The sequence below is a fragment of the Luteibacter yeojuensis genome, assembly GCF_000964085.1.
GTDB classification, from domain to species: domain Bacteria; phylum Pseudomonadota; class Gammaproteobacteria; order Xanthomonadales; family Rhodanobacteraceae; genus Luteibacter; species Luteibacter yeojuensis_A.
The window spans coordinates 1-17,827 of the sequence record NZ_JZRB01000071.1; the positions used below are offsets into that span (position 1 = coordinate 1).

Annotated in this window: 18 protein-coding genes; 9 read left to right on the plus strand and 9 right to left on the minus strand. The window is 68.9% G+C overall.

From position 1 onward, the window contains the following. Positions 1-675 precede the first annotated feature (675 nt). Positions 676-2,376 (minus strand): proline--tRNA ligase, encoded by a 1,701-nt coding sequence (locus VI08_RS19590; protein ID WP_045831324.1) that lies wholly within the window; start codon positions 2,374-2,376, stop codon positions 676-678. Positions 2,377-2,415: 39 nt separating this feature from the next. Further along, on the minus strand, positions 2,416-2,844 hold the full coding sequence (locus VI08_RS19595) for a DUF4124 domain-containing protein (protein ID WP_045831325.1): 429 nt from the start codon (positions 2,842-2,844) through the stop codon (positions 2,416-2,418). A 152-nt stretch (positions 2,845-2,996) separates the two neighbouring features. On the opposite strand from VI08_RS19595, the gene pssA reads away from it, so the two are divergent. The 3 genes from pssA to rimI are packed head-to-tail and all read left to right on the plus strand — an operon-like array spanning position 2,997 to position 4,735. Beyond that, positions 2,997-3,782 (plus strand): CDP-diacylglycerol--serine O-phosphatidyltransferase, encoded by a 786-nt coding sequence (gene pssA / locus VI08_RS19600; RefSeq protein WP_045831326.1) that lies wholly within the window; start codon positions 2,997-2,999, stop codon positions 3,780-3,782. Next, entirely contained in the window at positions 3,779-4,258 is a 480-nt protein-coding gene (locus VI08_RS19605; RefSeq protein ID WP_045831327.1) for a hypothetical protein, read from the plus strand. Before pssA ends, VI08_RS19605 begins: the two co-directional genes overlap by 4 nt. Positions 4,259-4,261: 3 nt before the next feature. Further along, the gene (gene rimI, locus VI08_RS19610) at positions 4,262-4,735 is read left to right on the plus strand and encodes a ribosomal protein S18-alanine N-acetyltransferase (RefSeq protein ID WP_045831328.1); all 474 of its coding nucleotides are present in this window, start codon (positions 4,262-4,264) and stop codon (positions 4,733-4,735) included. Here rimI and VI08_RS19615 read toward each other — a convergent pair. Both VI08_RS19615 and VI08_RS19620 read right to left on the minus strand, forming a co-directional pair. Beyond that, the gene (locus VI08_RS19615) at positions 4,732-7,218 is read right to left on the minus strand and encodes an ABC transporter permease (protein WP_045831329.1); all 2,487 of its coding nucleotides are present in this window, start codon (positions 7,216-7,218) and stop codon (positions 4,732-4,734) included. The genes rimI and VI08_RS19615 overlap by 4 nt on opposite strands. Continuing rightward, complete coding sequence (locus VI08_RS19620) at positions 7,215-7,901, minus strand: ABC transporter ATP-binding protein (protein ID WP_045831330.1); 687 nt, start codon at positions 7,899-7,901, stop codon at positions 7,215-7,217. The genes VI08_RS19615 and VI08_RS19620 overlap by 4 nt, the downstream gene beginning before the upstream one ends. On the opposite strand from VI08_RS19620, the gene VI08_RS19625 reads away from it, so the two are divergent. From VI08_RS19625 to VI08_RS19635, 3 genes are all read left to right on the plus strand, one after another. Then, positions 7,900-8,514: an arylesterase gene (locus VI08_RS19625; protein ID WP_045831331.1), complete on the plus strand. Its 615-nt coding sequence runs from the start codon at positions 7,900-7,902 to the stop codon at positions 8,512-8,514. The two genes, VI08_RS19620 and VI08_RS19625, sit on opposite strands and share 2 nt — an antisense overlap. Positions 8,515-8,635: 121 nt before the next feature. Then, positions 8,636-9,364 carry a response regulator transcription factor gene (locus VI08_RS19630; RefSeq protein WP_045831332.1) on the plus strand — a complete coding sequence of 243 codons (729 nt, stop codon included), beginning with the start codon at positions 8,636-8,638 and terminating at the stop codon, positions 9,362-9,364. A 92-nt stretch (positions 9,365-9,456) separates the two neighbouring features. Next, entirely contained in the window at positions 9,457-10,386 is a 930-nt protein-coding gene (locus VI08_RS19635) for a sensor histidine kinase (protein ID WP_232309604.1), read from the plus strand. A 99-nt stretch (positions 10,387-10,485) separates the two neighbouring features. On the opposite strand, the gene VI08_RS19640 is transcribed toward VI08_RS19635, so the two are convergent. The 5 genes from VI08_RS19640 to VI08_RS19660 form a co-directional block, all read right to left on the minus strand. After that, the gene (locus tag VI08_RS19640) at positions 10,486-10,950 is read right to left on the minus strand and encodes a hypothetical protein (protein WP_045831334.1); all 465 of its coding nucleotides are present in this window, start codon (positions 10,948-10,950) and stop codon (positions 10,486-10,488) included. Next, positions 10,947-12,101 (minus strand): exo-alpha-sialidase, encoded by a 1,155-nt coding sequence (locus tag VI08_RS19645; RefSeq protein WP_157130528.1) that lies wholly within the window; start codon positions 12,099-12,101, stop codon positions 10,947-10,949. The genes VI08_RS19640 and VI08_RS19645 overlap by 4 nt, the downstream gene beginning before the upstream one ends. A 122-nt stretch (positions 12,102-12,223) precedes the next feature. Next, the gene (locus VI08_RS19650) at positions 12,224-12,805 is read right to left on the minus strand and encodes a response regulator transcription factor (RefSeq protein WP_045831336.1); all 582 of its coding nucleotides are present in this window, start codon (positions 12,803-12,805) and stop codon (positions 12,224-12,226) included. Next, positions 12,802-14,082 (minus strand): ATP-binding protein, encoded by a 1,281-nt coding sequence (locus VI08_RS19655; protein WP_045831337.1) that lies wholly within the window; start codon positions 14,080-14,082, stop codon positions 12,802-12,804. The genes VI08_RS19650 and VI08_RS19655 overlap by 4 nt, the downstream gene beginning before the upstream one ends. 48 nt (positions 14,083-14,130) lie before the next feature. Continuing rightward, on the minus strand, positions 14,131-15,666 hold the full coding sequence (locus tag VI08_RS19660; protein WP_045831338.1) for a peptide MFS transporter: 1,536 nt from the start codon (positions 15,664-15,666) through the stop codon (positions 14,131-14,133). A 280-nt stretch (positions 15,667-15,946) separates the two neighbouring features. Here VI08_RS19660 and VI08_RS19665 point away from each other — a divergent pair, with 280 nt between their 5' ends. The 3 genes from VI08_RS19665 to VI08_RS19675 all read left to right on the plus strand — a co-directional run. Beyond that, positions 15,947-16,318, plus strand: a complete 372-nt coding sequence (locus VI08_RS19665) for a diacylglycerol kinase (RefSeq protein ID WP_045831339.1) — start codon at positions 15,947-15,949, stop codon at positions 16,316-16,318. 60 nt (positions 16,319-16,378) lie between these two features. After that, positions 16,379-17,002 carry a LemA family protein gene (locus VI08_RS19670; RefSeq protein WP_045831340.1) on the plus strand — a complete coding sequence of 208 codons (624 nt, stop codon included), beginning with the start codon at positions 16,379-16,381 and terminating at the stop codon, positions 17,000-17,002. After that, positions 17,002-17,827: TPM domain-containing protein (locus VI08_RS19675; protein WP_045831341.1), on the plus strand; the 826-nt coding region annotated here is incomplete at its 3' end. The genes VI08_RS19670 and VI08_RS19675, both read left to right, overlap by 1 nt.

A 17,827-nucleotide genomic window follows, 5' to 3' on the forward strand; every position in this document is an offset into this window, starting at 1 on the left:
CGGACCTTCGGACCGGGCCGTAGCTCCGTAATCGCCACGACCTGACGTCGCGCGGCCCTCCGCTCATGTCGGCTCCAGGGGCCCACCCGCCACCGAGTCCACACGTTGCGGTTCGTGCAGCAAAAGCGGGGCCTGAGGCGAGCCGTTCCTTGCGATACGTACAAGCGCAAAGGTGACAGCCACGGCGTCAACGGAAGCCTGCACGGGCTCAACCGATCGCGGCGCGCGCACGATTCACGGGCGTGCTCCGTCGAGCCAGCATGTCTCTTTACGCGGGGCGCACCGGGCGGCTGGGCGAGCGTTTCGCCATGAGGCACTGGCTTGTGCCACACGAAAAACTGTGCGCATCGGTTCGGGGGCGGGCAGGCCCTTGGGGCCGACATGAGCGGAGGGCCGCCATGCGCAACGGTTATCGCGAGAAAGTCGCTACGGCCCGGTCCGCAGGTCCGCGACTGGCGGCGCCAAGGGCCTGCCCGCCCCCGACTCGCGACACCCTGCAAGCCCAAGGCGGCGCAAGCCGCTCAAGACATGCATTCGCGATAGCGAATGAACCGATGCACCCACGCAGCGTCCCACGGTCATGCGTAAAGAACCATAAAAGAACCCGGCGGGTAGCCGGGTTCTTTCTGAGGCATCGCCAGCAAGCTGGCTCCCACAAGGGTAGGCGGCGGGGCGTTATGCCTGCAGCAGCGCCATCAGTTCGTCGCGGGAGACATTGCGCGCCTCGGCATCGGTGCGGGCCCGGTACTCGAACGTGCCGGCCTCGAGGCCGCGGCCGCTGACCACCACGCGGTGCGGGATACCGATCAGCTCCATGTCGGCGAACATCGGGCCGGGGCGCAGGCCGCGGTCGTCCAGCACCGCGTCGATGCCGGCATCGCGCAACGCCGCGTACAGCGACTCGGCGGCCTCGGCCACCGCGGCGTCGTTCTTCGGGTTGATGATGCACACCGCCACGCGCCACGGTGCCATGGTATCGGTCCAGACCATGCCGTTGGCGTCGTGGCGCTGTTCGATGGCGGCGGCCACGATGCGGCTGACGCCAACGCCGTAGCAACCCATGAACATGGTGCGCATCTTGCCCTGGTCGTCGAGGACGCCGGCGCCCATGGCCTCGGCGTACTTCTGGCCGAGCTGGAAGATGTGGCCGACCTCGATGCCGCGCGCCAGGCGCAGGGTGCCCTTGCCATCGGGCGAGGCATCGCCCTCCACCACCTTGCGGATGTCTTCGACGCGGGTGATGGTGGCATCGCGGCCCCAGTTGGCGCCGGTGTAGTGCGTGCCATCCTGGTTGCCACCGCACACGAAGTCGGCCAGCACGGCGGCGCTGCGGTCGACGATGACCGGGATACCCGCGGGCAGGCCCACCGGCCCGATGAAGCCGGGGCGGGTGCCGGTGGCGGCGAGGATCTCTTCCTCGGTTGCCAGCTCGGGCTCGCCAGGGATTTCCGCAAGGTGCGAGACCTTGACCTCGTTGATCTCGTGGTCGCCACGCAGGCACAGCGCCACGACGCCTTCGGTTCCCTTGACCAGGATGGTCTTGACCGCCTGTGCGGCGGGCACGCCGAGGAAGGCGGATACCTCGTCGATGGTGCGCTGCGTGGGCGTATCGACACGCTGCAGCGTGGCCGACGGGGCAGGCCGCTCGATGGCCGGTGCCACCGCCTCGGCCTTCTCGATGTTGGCCGCGAACGGCGAGGCATCGCTGAACGCGATGAGGTCTTCGCCGGACTCGGCCAGCACCTGGAACTCGTGGCTGGCGCTGCCGCCGATGGCGCCGGTATCGGCGTCGACCGCGCGGAAATCGAGGCCCAGGCGGGTGAAGATGCGGCTATAGGCGTCGTACATCACCCGGTAGGTTTCGCCGAGCGATTCCGGGGTGAGGTGGAACGAGTAGGCATCCTTCATGAGGAACTCGCGCGCGCGCATGACGCCGAAGCGCGGGCGGATCTCGTCGCGGAACTTGGTCTGGATCTGGAAGAAGTTGAGCGGCAGCTGCTTATAGCTTTTCAGCTCGTTGCGCGCGAAATCGGTGATGACCTCCTCGTGCGTGGGGCCGTAGCAGAACTCCTGCTCCTTGCGGTCTTTCATTTTCAGCAGCTGGCCGCCGAATTTTTCCCAGCGGCCGGTTTCTTCCCACAGGTCGCGCGGCTGCACGGAGGGCATCAGTACCTCGATGGCGCCCGCGCGGACCATTTCCTCGCGCACCACGGCCTCGACCTTGCGCAGCACGCGCAGGCCCAGCGGCGACCACGTGTACAGGCCCGAGGCGAGCTTGCGGATCATGCCAGCGCGCAGCATGAGCTGCTGGCTGGCGATGTCGGCGTCGGCGGGAACTTCCTTGACGGTGGCGAGGTGGTACTGGCTAAGGCGCATCGGGCGTGATCGTCGGGGAAAACCCCGATTATAGGCCCGTTACGACTTGCAGTAGAGCGTCATCTGCGCCTGCGTGGTCTCGACCTGGCGCTGGCGGCCGGCGGCGTCGAGCTGCTTGGCCCCGCCCTTGCCGTCATCCATGGAGACGACCGCCTCTTTCTGCAGCACGTCGAGGTTCTTGCGCAGCTGCGAGCAAAGCTGCGCGCGGTTGGCGGGGTTGTCGGCCACGGGGGTGCCGGGTGGCGGGTTGCCGGCCGTGCTGGCGCGGGCCGGGGCGGGCGCCGAGCCGGAAGAAGCCGGCGCGGAAACCCCGCCCTTCATCTGGATCTTCTCGACCTTGCCGGCGCTGCCCGGGGGCGGCGAATCGGAGTAGTGGGTGACGCCCTGGGCATCCTTCCACTTGTAGGCCTGGGCGAACGCCAGCGGGCAGGCGGCAACGAGCAGGATCAGGGCGAGTCGGCGGCGCATGCGGGCGTTCCAGGCAGGGTTGGATGGGCGACACATCTATCACCCGCCCCCGGGCCGCGCAAGCGACCACGTCGCGCTTCGTGCCCGTCGTGCCCGCACTGACTCGTCGCGGCGGCTGGGCTAGACTGGGGGCCCAAGTGATGAATGAACCGATGAGCGATCCGATCCAAGCCCGGGGGCCCCGCCATCGCGGTATCTACCTCCTGCCGAACCTGTTCACCACTGGCGCCATGTTCGCCGGTTTCTACGCCATCGTGTCCGCCATCCATGGCAATTTCGGCACCGCCGCGCTGGCGGTGTTCGTGGCCGGCATCCTCGACGGCATGGACGGCCGCGTCGCGCGCCTCACCAACACGCAGAGCGAATTCGGCGTTCAATACGATTCGCTCTCCGACCTCGTCAGCTTCGGCCTGGCGCCCGCGCTCGTCATGTACACGTGGTCGCTGTCCTCGCTGGCCGATTACGGCCGCGTATGGGGCAAGATCGGTTGGGCCGCCGCCTTCATCTACGCCGTCTGCGCCGCGCTGCGCCTTGCCCGCTTCAACACCCAGGTGGGCGTGGCCGATAAGCGCTATTTCCAGGGCCTGGCCAGCCCGGCCGCCGCGGTGCTGTGCATGTCGTTCGTGTGGACGATGACGCGCTTCGACATCGACGGCCCGTCGGTGGCGTTCTTCGCCATGCCCCTGGCGGTCATCGCCGGCCTGCTCATGGTCAGCAACGTGCGCTACTACAGCTTCAAGGCATGGCCCAAGAGCGATCGCGTGCCGTTCATCTGGCTCATCGCCGCCGTGCTCGTCGTGGTGCTGCTCGTCATCGACCCACCGCGCGTCCTGTTCATCGGCACCCTCGTCTATGTTGTCTCGGGCCCGGTCATGACCCTGTGGGGCCGCGCCACGCACCGCCGCCGCGTGCGCCGCCACGCACGCCCGGTGGAATGACCATGCCGCGCGCCGCCTCGCCCGCGCATCGCGAACGGCTGCTCAGGGTCATGGGGGTTACCCCGTGGCGCCTGCGCGGCGGTAGCGCCGGGGGCGTCGAGGGCGCTGGCGCGGCGGTCAACGACGCACCGCCGGGCGACCGCGTGCCTTGCGTCGTGGTGCTGCCCGCGGGTGCCTCCGCACGCGAACACGAGCTGGTTGGCCGCGCGCTGCGTGCGTTCGGCCCCGTGATGGGGCGCGCCGCACGGCTCGAGGCCGGCGAGCGCGGCCTTGGCCACGTGCCCGTCGCCGCCCATTACCTCGTGTTCGGCGAGGCGCAGGCGCGCGCGCTGGGCCACGAACTGCCGGCCGCCGTCATGGCCGCCGCACAGATCGTCCTCGTCGATGCACCGGCCGCCTTGCTCGCCGACCCCGCCGCCAAGCGCCGGTTGTGGAGCGGCCTGCGCGCCCTGGGCCGGTCGCTGGGCCGGGGCTGACCCATGGTGGCCGTGGCCCGCCCGTCCACCGAAGTGCGCGCCATGCGGCGCGAGGACCTCGACGCCGTCGTGGCCATCGAGCACGCGTCGTACGATTTCCCCTGGAGTGCCGGCATCTTCCGTGATTGCCTGCAGGCGGGGCACAACTGCTGGGTCATCGTGCACGAGGGCGCCATCGCCGGCTACGGCATCCTGTCGGTGGCAGCGGGCGAGGCGCACGTGCTCAACGTGTGCATCGGCAACGACCACCGCGGCCTTGGCTACGGCCGGCGCATGATGCGCCGCCTCGTCGACCTGGCGCGCTGGTACGGCGCGGAGCGCATCTTCCTTGAAGTGCGCCCGTCGAACCCGGTGGCGCATGCGCTGTACGCGTCGATGGGCTTCATCGAGATCGGCCGCCGCCCCGCCTACTACCCGGCGAAGGGCGGCCGCGAGGAAGCCATCGTCATGGCCCTCGAGATGCACATCGCCGACTAACCCTCGCGCAGCAGCGCCATCGGCGAGGTACGCAGCACGCGCCGCGTGCCAAACAGGCCGATCAGCATCACCACGAAACCGGCGAGCGCCGCGGCGCCCACCAGCGGCCACAACGGCGGGACGAACGCCTCGAGCCGGAACACGGCCTTGCCCAGCCAGAAGCCCGCGCCCGCCGCGCCCAGCGCGGCGGTAAGGCCCGCGACGAGGCCGAGCAGGGCGAACTCGCATGCCGCCGCGGCGCGCAGTTGCGTTCGCGTGGCACCGAGCGTGCGCAGCAGCGCGGCCTCCTTGCGGCGCTCCTGCGCGCTGGCCGCGAGCGCGGCGGTAAGCACCAGCGCGCCGGCGAGCAGGCTGAAACCGAGCACCCAGCGCACGGCCCCGCCCACGCGGTCGACGATCTCGCGGACGCGATCGAGCAGGGCATCCACGTCGATGAGGCTGAGGTTGCCGTAGTCGCGCGACAGCTTCGACAGCTGGTCGCCGTGGCCGCGCGGCAGGTAGAAGCTGGTGAGCCAGGTGTGCGGGATATCGCCGGCGTGCGCCGGATCCACCATCAGGAAGAAGTTCACGCGGAACGAGGTCCAGTCCACCTTGCGCACGCTGGTGACCTTCGCGTCGAGCGCCCCTTCGCCCACCTCGAAGCGCAATGTGTCACCCAACTTCAGGTGGAAGCGATCGCGCCACGAGGTGTCGACGGATACCTCGGCCTGCCGCGGCGAGGCACCGGCCCACTGGCCCTCGACGATCTCGTTGGCGGGCGGCAGGTCGGCGGCCCACGACAGGCGCAGCTGCTGGTCCGCGGCGTTGCGCGCGTCGTCGCCTTCGAGGAAGGGCAACTTGTCGACGGGCGTTCCGTTCACGGCGGCAAGCTTGCCCACGGCCAGCGGCATCATGTTGGTCTTCGACGCACCGATGCGCTGCAGCTGCTGCGCGAACGCATCGCGCTGGTCTTCCTGCAGGTTCAGCGCGAACCAGTTCGGCGTGTCGGCAGGCAGCTCGCGGCGCCAGCCCTCGAGCAGCGACGGGGCGATGACGGCGAGCAGCAACAGCGCGCACAGGCCGAGCGACAACGCGGTGGCCTGCACCAGCGATAACCCGCGGCGCCGCGCCAGCGCGGCGAGGCCCAGCCGCAGGGCCGGGTGCGCACCCGGCGCGACGCGGCGCGCGACCACAAGAAGCAGGGCGGCGAGCAGCGCGGCCACCGCCGCGACACCACCCAGGCTGGCCGCGAGGATCCCCGCCAGCTTGGCCGAGTCGCTCTGCAACCACAGCAGCCCGATGGCGGTGGCGATGGGCACGAGGTACAGCGCGTCGAAGCGGCGCAGGCGGCGCTGCATCGATTCGCGGAATACCGCGACGGGCGGCACTTCGGCCAGGCGTACCAGCGGTGGCAGCGCGAAGCCGGCGAGCACGGCCAGGCCCATGGCCGCCGCGGCGAACGCCGGCGCGAAGGGGAGGGTGGTGGGGATATTGTCGAACAGCTGGCGCGCGAAGTACCACGCGCCCTCGGTCAGGCCGAGCGCGATCACCACGCCAAGCAGCGCCGCGGGCAGCGCCAGTGCGGCGAGCGTCATGACGAGCAGCGAGGCGATCTTGCGGCGCGGCGTGCCCAGCGCGCGCAGCAAGGCCACTTCGCCTGCCTTGCGCCGCGCATAGCGCGCGGACGCCAGGGCGATCGCCACGCCGGAGAGCAGCGCCGAGAGGAGGGCCGTGAGGCGCAGGAACGCGCTGGCACGGTCGAACGCGTTGCGCATGCGTTCCTGCATCTTCTCCGGCGTGATGAGGTCAGCGCCTGCGGGCAGCGGGTTGTCTTCGATGCGGCTGCGCCAGGTGGCCACCGCCGACGGGGGGCCCGACACCAGCAGGCGGTGCCGTGCGCGGCTGCCGACGCCGAGCAGGCCGGCGGCGTTGGCGTCGTCGAGGTTCATGAGGGCACGTGGCGCGAGGGCGAACAGTTCGCCGCCATCGGGCTGGCGCACGAGCTCGGCGGCGGCGACAAGATCCTGCCCACCGATCTGTACGCGCTGGCCGGGGCGGATCCCCAGGCCGACCATGGCGCGGTGGTCCAGGAACACCTGGCCGCGGGGCGGCCCGTGGGCCACACGGCCGCGCCCGTCGGCGCCCGCCACCTCGAGCGTGCCGCGCAGGGGGTACGCGTTGTCCGTGGCCAGCACATCCAGGAGCTGGCTGCGTTCGCCCACGAACGCCACGCTGCGAAACTGCGCGCCCCGGGTCTGGGCGAGGCCGTCGGCGCGGGCCGAGGCCACCATGGCATCGGGCAACGGCGCGGGCGCCGAGACGCCCACGTCGCCACCGATCAGCTCCGCGGCGCTGGCCAGGATGCCGCGTTCAATCCGCGTCGACAGCGTGGCGACGACACCGAGCGCCACCACGGCAAGCACCAGCGAGGCCGCCAGCGTGCGTAGTTCGACCAGGTGCCATTCGCGGCGCAGCGTGCGCAGGGCCAGCCGCGCGACGTTCACGCGGGCACCCCGAGCCGGCCCTCGCGCAGCTCGGCCTGGCGGGCGCAGCGCGCGGCCAGGCGCGGATCGTGCGTGACCAGGATGAGCGTGGTGTGGTGCTGCCGGTTCATCTCGAACAGCAGGTCGCCCACGTGCTCGCCCGTGTGCTGGTCGAGGTTGCCGGTGGGCTCGTCGGCGAAGAGGATCCGCGGGCGGTGGACGAAGGCGCGCGCCAGGGCCACGCGCTGCTGTTCGCCACCGGAAAGCTGGGCGGGGTAATGGCGGCGGCGCGCGGCCAGGCCGACGGCCTCGAGGGCGGCATGCGACTTGTCGCGGGCGTTGTCGTCGCCCTCCAGCTCCAGCGGCAGCATGACGTTCTCCTCGGCGGTCAGCGCGGGGAGCAGGTGGAACGACTGGAACACGAAGCCGACCAGGCGGCGGCGGACGGCGGCACGGGCCTCTTCATCCATGCCCTCCAGTGGCTGGCCATCGATGCGGATGGAGCCCGTCGTGGGCACGTCCAGACCGGCAAGCAGCCCCAGCAGGGTGGTCTTGCCCGAGCCGGACGCACCGACGATGGCGAAACTTTCGCCCGCGGCCACCGCCAGGTTCACGCCCGACAGGATATCCAGCTGGCCCTCCGGCCCGAAAACCGACTTGCTAACATCGGCCACTTCAAGAAGAACACGGGAAGAATCGCTCATGCGTCGTTGCCTGGTCCTGTTGCTGCTCATGGTTTGCTGCGCCACCGCCCACGCGGCGGGTGCGCCGCGCAAGGTGCTGGTGCTCGGGGACTCATTGTCGGCGGCGCACAACATCCCGGTGGAGGCCGGCTGGGTGCGTCTGCTGGACGCGCGCACTTCGAAGATGGCGACGCCATGGACGATGGTCAATGCCAGCATCAGTGGCGAAACCTCGCTGAGCGGCCGGAACCGCCTGCCGGCCTTGTTGGGCAAGGAAAAACCGGGCGTGGTGGTGATCGAACTGGGCGCGAACGATGGCCTTCAGGGGCTGCCGCTGGGCAAGCTGGCCGAGAACCTCGACGCGATGGTCACGGCCGCGAAGGGCGCCGGGGCCCGGGTGCTGTTGCTGGGCATCGAGTTGCCGGTGAACTACGGGCCCCAATACCGGGATGGCCTGCGCAAGGTGTATGCCGACGCCGCGGCGAAGCATGGCGTGGCGCTGGTGCCGTTCCTGCTCGATGGCGTGGCCCTCGACCCCGCGCTGATGCAGGATGACGGCCTGCATCCCAAGGCCGCGGGCGAGCCTCGCGTGGCCGACAATGTGTGGAAAGCGCTTTCGCCTTTGTTGATGTAAACGACGAAACGTGCACGTTCGCCTACCCAGAATGAATACCTGTTTTCGGTCTTCACGCTGTTCTCACCGGTCCGGCCGTTAACTCTTCACATTTGTGAATCACGAGAAGGAGAGTGGAGCGATGAGCAACCGCGACGAACAAGCAGGCCTGATCCTCCTCGTCGAGGACAACCGTCAGATTGCCGAGATGGTGGGCGAATTCCTTGAGCGCCGGGGCTACTCCGTCGACTACGCAGCCGATGGCGTCAGCGGCCTGCACCTTGCCGTGTCAAATAGTTACGACGTGATCGTGCTCGACCTCATGCTGCCGGGCATGGATGGCCTCGACGTGTGCCGCAAGCTGCGCAAGGACGGCAAGAAGTCCACGCCGGTGCTCATGCTCACGGCGCGCGACACCCTCGAGGACAAGCTGGTCGGCCTCGAGGCCGGCGCCGACGACTACCTCGTCAAGCCGTTCGAAGTGCGCGAACTCGAAGCCCGCCTGCGCGCCCTCATCCGCCGCGACCGCCGCCAGGTGTCTTCCGAGGTGCTGACCGTGGGCGACATGACCCTCGACACGGCTACCCTGCGCCTCACCCGCGGTGGGCAGGAGCTCACCGTTTCGCCCATTGGCCTGAAGCTGCTCGCCATCCTCATGCGCGAATCGCCGCGCGTGGTCAGCCGCCGCGACATCGAACGCGAGATCTGGGGCGATACGCTTCCCGATTCGGATACGCTCCGCTCGCATCTTTACAACCTGCGCCGCGTCATCGACAAGCCGTTCGACCGGCCGCTGCTCCACACCATCCACTCGGCGGGCTACCGCCTGGCCGACCTCGACTCCGAGGTTGCCGCCTCCCAGACGGCATGAAAAAGGTGCGGGGCCGGAAGTAACCGATGGAAGGCAGGTCATCGCAGGGGACACGGCAGCGCTGGCGCGGATCATTCCGCGCCCGCATCGCCATGGTCTTCGGCCTCCAGACGCTGGTGGTGGTCATCGCTTCGGTGATGGCCGCCTATAACGTCGCGCCCATCGGCGCGGTGCTGGCGATCATGTTGTGTTCCGGCGGCCTGTCCTGGCTGGCGGTGTCGCGCGCGTGGCTGCCCATCGCCGCGCTGGCCAGGCTGCTCAGCGGCTGGGACCCCGACCACCCCGACATGGAAGGCCTGGAAGTGGAGCGGGGCAAGGGCGGCGACAACGACGTCGTGGCGCTGGTGCGTGGCCTGCACGGCCTCGCGTCGCGCGTCGAGGGCTTCGGCGAGCGCGAGCGCAACTTCACCCGCGACGCCAGCCACGAGCTGCGCAGCCCGCTCACCGTCATCAAGATGTCCTCCGACATGCTGGCCGATGAAGCCGACCTCTCCGAATTCGGCCACCGCTCGCTGGAGCGCATACGCCGTTCCACCCGCGAGCTCGAATCGCTGGTCGAGGCGTTCCTCATCCTCTCGCGCGAATCCGACCAGGGGCTGGCCGAAGAGGATTTCATCGTCAACAAGGTGCTGCGGCAGGAAGTGGATTACGCCCGCGAGCTGATCGCCGGGCGGCCGGTCGAACTCATCCTGGATGAGCCGTCGGCCTTCGCGCTGCATGCGTCGCCGCGCGTTTTCGCCGTGCTATGCGGGCAGCTGATCCGCCACGCCCTGCAACAGACCGACCAGGGCACCATCGTGGTCACCGTGATGCCCGGCAGCGTCAGCGTCATCAACCCGGCGGTGGACGCGCCCGACCCGGGCAGCCGCAGGCATGCGTCGGTGGACCGCCACGGGTTCGACCTTGCCATCGCCCGGCGTCTTTCCGATCGGTTCCAATGGCCGCTCGAACTGCGCGCGCTCCCCGGCGCGTCCCGCGTCGCCAGCGTGCGCTTCCCGAACCCGCAGCCCGTCGAAGCCTGAGCGCTTTGCGTAGGAGCCGGCTAGCCGGCGACATCTTTCGCGATAGCGCAGCAGGCCCTGGTGCGTTTGGGCGAAAGGATGTCGCGCGCAAGCGCGCTCCTACAGGTGGATGAGCGCCTCGATGCGCTCCGCCGTAAGCGCACCGCTATATGTCTTGCGCGACCCATCGGCGTGGATCACCACGGTGCGTGGCGTCTCGCCGCCCCACGTCGGGTCGATGAGGAAGTTGAGGCGATCGGGGGTGGCATCGGTGTATGCGCGCGACGGCACGTCGCCGAGTTTCGCCCTGGCCAGGCGCGCTTCCAGTGCGGGAGCCTGCGCCATCGGGTCGGTGGCGACGTAGACAAGCTCGATGCCATCAGCGTGCTGGCGCTGGTAACGACGCAATGCGGCGAGGTTTTCCTCGCAGTACGCGCAGTCGAGCGACCACAGGGCCAGCACCTTGCTGCCCGTGGCCGGCGCGGCGACCAGTGCCTTCACGTCGGCGGACGACAAGGGCGTCGGCGAAGCCGCGAAGGTGGGCGATACGGCGGCGACCAGGGCGAGGGCCAGCCACCGGTTCACTGCAAGGCCTCCGTCGGCACCAGGCGGAACTGGCCGCCGGGGTTCCATGCCACGAAGGCACGGTGGTCGTGCAGCACAAGCTTCGGCCAGCCCGATGGCCCGTCGGTATGCGCGATGGCGCGTGGCTCGCCGAAGGTGGCGCCGCCGTCGGTCGACTCGCGCAGCATCAGCTGCAGGCCATCGGCCGTCATCTGGTGCCAGGCGACCCATACATGGCGGCCGTCGACGGCGAGGTCCGCGTGCGAGGCGCCGTTGCCAGCCACGTCGACACCGTGCACGGGCGGCTTGCCCGGCACCAGCTGGCCGTAGCTGATATGCGGCTTGCCGCCTTCGGCGCTGAACCACACCGCGTGCTGGGTACCGTCCGCGGCGATGGCCAGCGATGGCCCATGGTGCGGGCACCCTTCGATGTGCCACTGTGTGAACGTGGCGCGCTCGACGGTGGGCGAACCACCCACCGGCAGGCTGGCGTAGGCGTGGTCGCGGATATTGTCGCCGTAGATGGCGCGGAAGAAGGCCTCGATGCCACCCTGCGGCGTGCGCGCCAGCGCGATGCGGCAGCACTCGCAGCTTTGGTCGGTGATCTTCCTCTCGGGCGCGAACGTGGCGCCGCGGTCGGTCGACCAGCTGTAGTAGGTGGCCGCGCCAAGGTACGGCGTGTGCGCTTTCGTGGCCGCCTCGAGGTCGCGCTTGTCGATCCAGGCGACGACGAGGTTGCCCTTGCCATCCACCGCGAGTGAGTCGAAGCGATGGGTGATCTCGGCGGTGTCCTTGTGCACGGTCTTCGGCGCGTCGAAATGCGCGCCGCCATCGAGCGAGCGCGAGAAACGCACGAAGCCCGTCCACGGTGCCTTGCGCGGCTGCGACCACGTCACGTACAGCTCGCCCTTCGGGCCCAGCGCGATCTTCGGGCGGTTCTCGCCCTCGGCGTAGATGGGCTCGCCCGTGGGGTTCACGATGGTGGAAAGCGCGAAGTCGCGGCCCATGTCGTCGGAGCGGCGCACGCGCACGTGCTCGCCCACCGTATCGACGACCCACAGGTGGCCCGCGCCATCGAGCGCGGCGTCGAAGCCGAGCGGGGCCTCGTGGCCCATGGCGGCCATGTCGTGGGCGTGGGCCAGGGGGGTGGCCAGGGTGGTCAGGAAGAGCATCGCGCGCAAGCGCGCTCCCACAGCTCCCACAGCTCTCACAGCTCCCACGGGGCCCAGCGGCTGTTGTTCCGCCCCTGTGGGAGCGCGCTTGCGCGCGATGGCACGAGCCACGGTCGTCATGGTCACCCCTCGTCCGGCCGCTCGCGCACCGGGTGCTTGCTGAGCTTCCGCTGCAACGTGCGCCGATGCATCCCCAGCCGCCGCGCGGTCTCCGAGATATTCCCCTCGCATTCCGTGAGCACGCGCTGGATGTGTTCCCACTCCAGCCGGCGCAGCGGCAGCGGGGCATCCGGCGCGTCGGCGAAATCATCGCCATCGGCCGGGCCGGCGTCGCCGTCGAGCAGTGCGCGCACCACCGCGTCGGCGTCGACCGGCTTGGCGAGGTAATCGTGCGCACCGCGCTTGATCGCCTCGACCGCCGTGGCGATGGAGGCGTACCCGGTGAGCAGCAGCACGCGGATATCAGGCACCAGCGATTGCAGCTCGGGGATCAGCCGCAGGCCATTCTCGTCGCCGAGCTTCAGGTCGAGCACGCAGTACCGCGGCTGGTGGCGGCGGGTGAGGGCGCGCGCGTCGTCGACGTTGTCGGTGATGATCACCTCGAAGCCACGCGAGCTGAGCGCGCGGCCCAGCACGCGGGCGAACGTCGCGTCGTCGTCGACGATGAGCAGGGGGCGGCCGCTGGGCGGGACAAGATCGTTCATGCGTGGTCTCCAATGACCGAAAGGGGCAGGCGTAGGCGCATCTGCGCGCCATGCCCGGTGTTGCTGGCGGCGAGTTCGCCGTCGAGGCGTTCCGCGGTGGCCTCGGCCAGGGCCAGGCCGATACCCAGCCCCGTGGCCTTGTCGGAGAGGCCCAGGGTGCCGAGGTCGTCCACTTCGTCGAACCCCGGGCCCTCGTCGGTCACGGTGAGCACGAGCCAGGGCCCGTCGGCGCGCACATCGAAGCCGACGTAGGCGCTGCCGTTGAGCGATGAGGCGTCGACCGCATTGTTGAGGAGGTTGATGACGGCATGGCGCAGGCCCGCCGGCGAGCGCAGGGCAAGGCGTTCGGTGCCGGGCTCCACGCTGAGCGCCACGTCGGCCTCGGGGCGGAGCAGCTGGAAGCGCTCCATGCACACATGCACGAACTGGGCGACGGTCACCTGTTCCGGTGCCTGGGAAAGCTGCGCCTTGCCGAAGGCCACCATCTCGCGAAGGATGGTGCGGCAACGCTCCACCTGGCCATCGAGCAGGTCGAGGTCATCGCCCAGCGCGTTGTCGCCCGCGTGTTCGCGGCGGATCTCAGGCAGCAGCGTGCGCATGGTGGAAAGCGGGGTGTTGAGCTCGTGCGCGGCGCCCGCGGCTTGCGTGGCGATGGCGAGGATGCCCTCATCGCGCAGGGCGCGTTCGCGCACGCGTTGCACCTCGCCCTGCTGCGTGCGGATGGCCTTGGCCAGGTTGCTGATGAACACGCCCAGCAGGATCGCCATGATGACGAAGTTCACGCCCATGCCCGCCACGTACAGGTCGAAATCGAGGCCCTTGTCGCCGAGCGTGGGCAGGGGCAGGTGGTAAGGCACCAGCAGCACGTAGGCCACGCCGGTGAGGATGGCCACCAGCGCCACGCCCACGATGGAGAGCGCCGCCGCCGATAGCGCGATGGGTACGAGCAGCAGGCTGACGAAGGGGTTGGCGGCGCCGCCGGTGAAATACAGCAGGTAGCCCAGCACCAGCGTATCGAACGCGATGTGGACGATGGCCTCGCCCTCGCTGATCTTCCACGGCATGCCAAGGCGGAACGACGCGCCCGCAGCGAACACGGCCAGCACGCACACGCCGATCATCAACGGCAGCAAGGGCACGTCGAGCTTCAGCACCGTGACGCAGGACAGGATGGCGACGCTCTGGCCGGCGATGGCGCACAGGCGCAGCCATGCCAGCGTGCGTGCCAGGACGAATGGACCGGAGCGGGTGGACGGGCTGTGGAGGTGGTCGCTCATGGTCTCGTCAAGCGAGGGGCCGCCCGCGCCGGGCGGCCCCCGCCGGGGTCAGTAGTCTTCGTTGTGCACGGGCGGCACCGGCTGCACGTCCGCCAACGCGTGGTCGAGCGAAAGCTTGCGCATCAGCGGGAGCATGAGCACCGCGACGACCGTGCAACCCACGCCGACGAACCCCAGCTTGTTGAACAGGCTGGTGTAGACCGGGAGCGACTGCAGCGGATCGGTGATGTTGTCGGGGATGGCGGCGTAGTTGGCCACCACGCTGCCCATGTACTGGGCCACGCCAACGGCCACGTAGTAGGCGCCCATCATGAAGCCACCCATGCGCGCCGGCACGTAGCGGGCGATCATGGCCAGGCCAAGGCCGCTGACCAGGATCTCGCCCAGCGAGTAGGCGCCGTAGCCCCACACCATGTACCAGGACGAGATCTTGCCGTCGACGGCGCTGTGCGCGCCCAGGCCATACATGAAGAAGCCCGCGGCCACGGCGACGAAACCCAGCGCGAACTTCGCCGCGACGGAGAAATCCTTGCCGTGCCTGCCAAGCGTGTTGTAGAGCCACACGAGGATCGGCGACAGGATCACGATCCAGATCGCGTTGAGCGACTGGAACTGCTCCGGGATCCAGGTGAGCAGGTGGATGCCGAACAAATCGAACGAGAGGTCGACATTACGCTGCGCGAACAGGTTCAGCGAGGTCGACATCTGCTGGTAGAAGATGAAGAAGGCGATGGTCTGCACCGTCAGCACCAGCGCGGCGACGAGGCCGGCGCGCTCGCCGGGCTCCACCGAGCGGATGAGGTACGCGAAAATGCCAAGGATGACCACGCCCGCGATGTAGACGCACCACTGCGCCACGGTCTGGTTCTGCAGGATGAGCGCCGATACGCCGATGATGGCCAGGCCACCCACCAGCACGCCCAGGACGTTCTTCACCGGCGGCCGGGTTTCATCCGGCGTGGAGCCGATGTGCGCCAGCGTGTGGCGCATGAAGAAGTAATTGATGAGGCCGAGGATGAGGCCGATGGAGCAGACGCCGAACGCGGTATGCCAGCCAAGGGCGTCGCCGTAGTGCTCGCCCACGTAGTCGCGGATCCACGGGGTGAGCAGCATCGAGATGGTCGAGCCGACGTTCACCGCCATGTAGTAGATGGTGAAGGCGCTATCGATCTTTACTTCGTCGCCCTCGTAGATCTTGCGCACGAGGTTGCCGGCGTTCGGCTTGAACAGGCCGTTGCCGAGGACGATGACGCCCAGGGCGAGGTACAGGAAGATCGCGTTGTTCGTGGGCACCCAGAGCATCGCGTAACCGATCATCAGCACCACGGCGCCGGTGAGCATGGTGCGGCGCGTGCCGAGGAACTTGTCGCCGATCCAGCCGCCGATGGCGGGGGTGGCGTAGATGAGGGCCGCGGCGGCGCCCCAGACCAGGTTGGAATCGGCTTCGGCGAAGCCAAGCTTCTTCACCATGTAGGTGACCATCAGCACCTGCATGCCGTAGAAGCCGAAGCGCTCCCACATCTCGATGAGGAAGACCGTGCTGAACGACTTGGTCTGTGAAACGGGCGGGTTCTGGATTGCCATGTAATTTCCGGACGCATTGAAACAGCGAGCGGCCACGAAGGCCGCTCCCATCGTCGTGAGCCTGAACGGGGCCACAACCGTTCAAGCGTAATACAAATGGTCCGCCCGGTTGTGTTGCAGCGCCAGAGGGGCGCGGCGAAACACCGCAAGGGGCCGCTAAGTTCCCCAAAAGCTTGCGGCCGGCCCGCCTGTGGCATCATAGCGGGCCTTGACCTACCCGCCGGCCGCCGTCCATGACGCAGCGCAACCATCCTTTGCCCGTCCAGGCGGGCTGAACCCCATGGCATCGAACGTCAGCCGCGGCCCGCGGCAGATCTACGCCGCCTTCCAGTGGTCCATGAAGGGCCTGAAGGCCTGCTACCAGTACGAAGCCTCGTTCCGCCTCGAGGTGTTCAATGCCATCGTGGTCATCCCGCTTGGCCTGTGGCTGGGCGCCGGCGCCGTCGAGAAGATCATCCTCATCACCTTCCCCATGCTGGTGCTGGCCACCGAACTGCTCAATTCGGCCATCGAGGCCGTGGTCGACAAGGTCAGCCCGGAGTTCCACGAGCTGGCCGGCCGGGCCAAGGACATGGGCTCCGCCGCCGTCTTCCTCATGATGGTGATGGTCGTAGCCAGCTGGGCTCTCATCCTTATCCCACGATATTTCTGAGCCCCCGGCGGCGGCTGTTTGCGCTACCTTTGCGGCGGATACCCCACGGAAACCGCCGCCATGAAGACACTGCTCCGTACCTTCGCCCTCGTCGTGCTCGCCGGCGTCCTGTCCGGCTGCGGTTACAACGCCATCCAGCGCGAGGACGAGGCCGTCAAGGCCGCCTGGTCCGAGGTGCTCAACCAGTACCAGCGCCGCGCCGACCTGGTACCCAACCTCGTCAACACCGTGAAGGGCTACGCGCAGCACGAGGAACGCGTGCTCACCGAGGTCACCAACGCCCGTGCCAAGGTGGGCCAGGTGCAGATCACGCCCGAGACCGCCAACGACCCGCAGGCCCTGGCCAATTTCCAGGCCGCCCAGGGCCAGCTCACGGGCGCACTGTCGCGCCTCATGGTGGTCAGCGAGAACTACCCCCAACTCAAGGCCGACGGCTCGTTCCGCGACCTGCAGGCCCAGCTCGAGGGTACCGAGAACCGCATCACCGTGGCCCGCAAGCGCTATGTCGATGCCGTGCAGTCGTACAACACGCTCATCCGGTCGTTCCCCAACAACCTCACGGCCAAGGTCATGGGGTACCAGGTGAAGCCGAACTTCAGCGTCGAGAACGAGAAGGCCATCTCCACGGCGCCCACCGTCGACTTCAACAGCGCCCCGGCGCCGGCTGCCTCGGCCGCCCACTGATGCGCCGGTTCGCGGCGCGGCTGCTGCTCGCGTTCGCCCTGCTGGTGCCGCCGCTGGCGGCGCTGGCGGATGACGCGGCCAGCGTCCCGAAGCTCACCCGGCATGTCACCGACCTGACGGGCACGCTCAGCGCCGACCAGGTCAACCAGCTCGATGCGCGGCTGCTGGCCCTCGAGAAGCAGAAAGGCGCGCAGGTGGTGGTGCTCATGGTGCCCACCACCCAGCCGGACGATCTCGAGAGCTACTCGATCAACGTGGCCGAAGCCAACAAGATCGGCCGCAAGGGCACCGACGATGGCGTGCTGGTGCTGCTGGCGAAGAACGACCGCCGCGTGCGCATCGAGGTGGGCTATGGCCTCGAGGGCGCGCTGCCCGACGCCATTGCCTCGCGCATCATCCGCGAGTACATGGCGCCCAAGCTGCGCACCGATGATTACTACGGTGGCATCACCGAGGCGCTGAACGCCATCACCCAGATCGTCAACGGCGAGGCACTGCCGCCGCCGGTCAATGCCGACGAGGGCCGCGAGCGCCGCGGTGGCGGGGGCGGGCACTTCCTCATCCCCATCCTGTTCGGCATGTTGTTCTTCCGCAGCATCCTTGGCCGCGCCCCGCTGGGCGTGCGCATGCCCATCGGTGGCCTGGTCACGGGCGGCCTTGGCTACCTGTTCCTGCACTCGCTGTTCTTCGGCGCCATCGGCCTGGTGGCCGGCGCGCTGCTCATGGCCATCCCCCTCGGCGCCGGGCGTTCCATCGGTGGCGGCGGGTGGGGTGGCTGGGGCGGCTTTGGCGGGGGCGGCGGGTTTGGTGGTGGCGGCTTCGGTG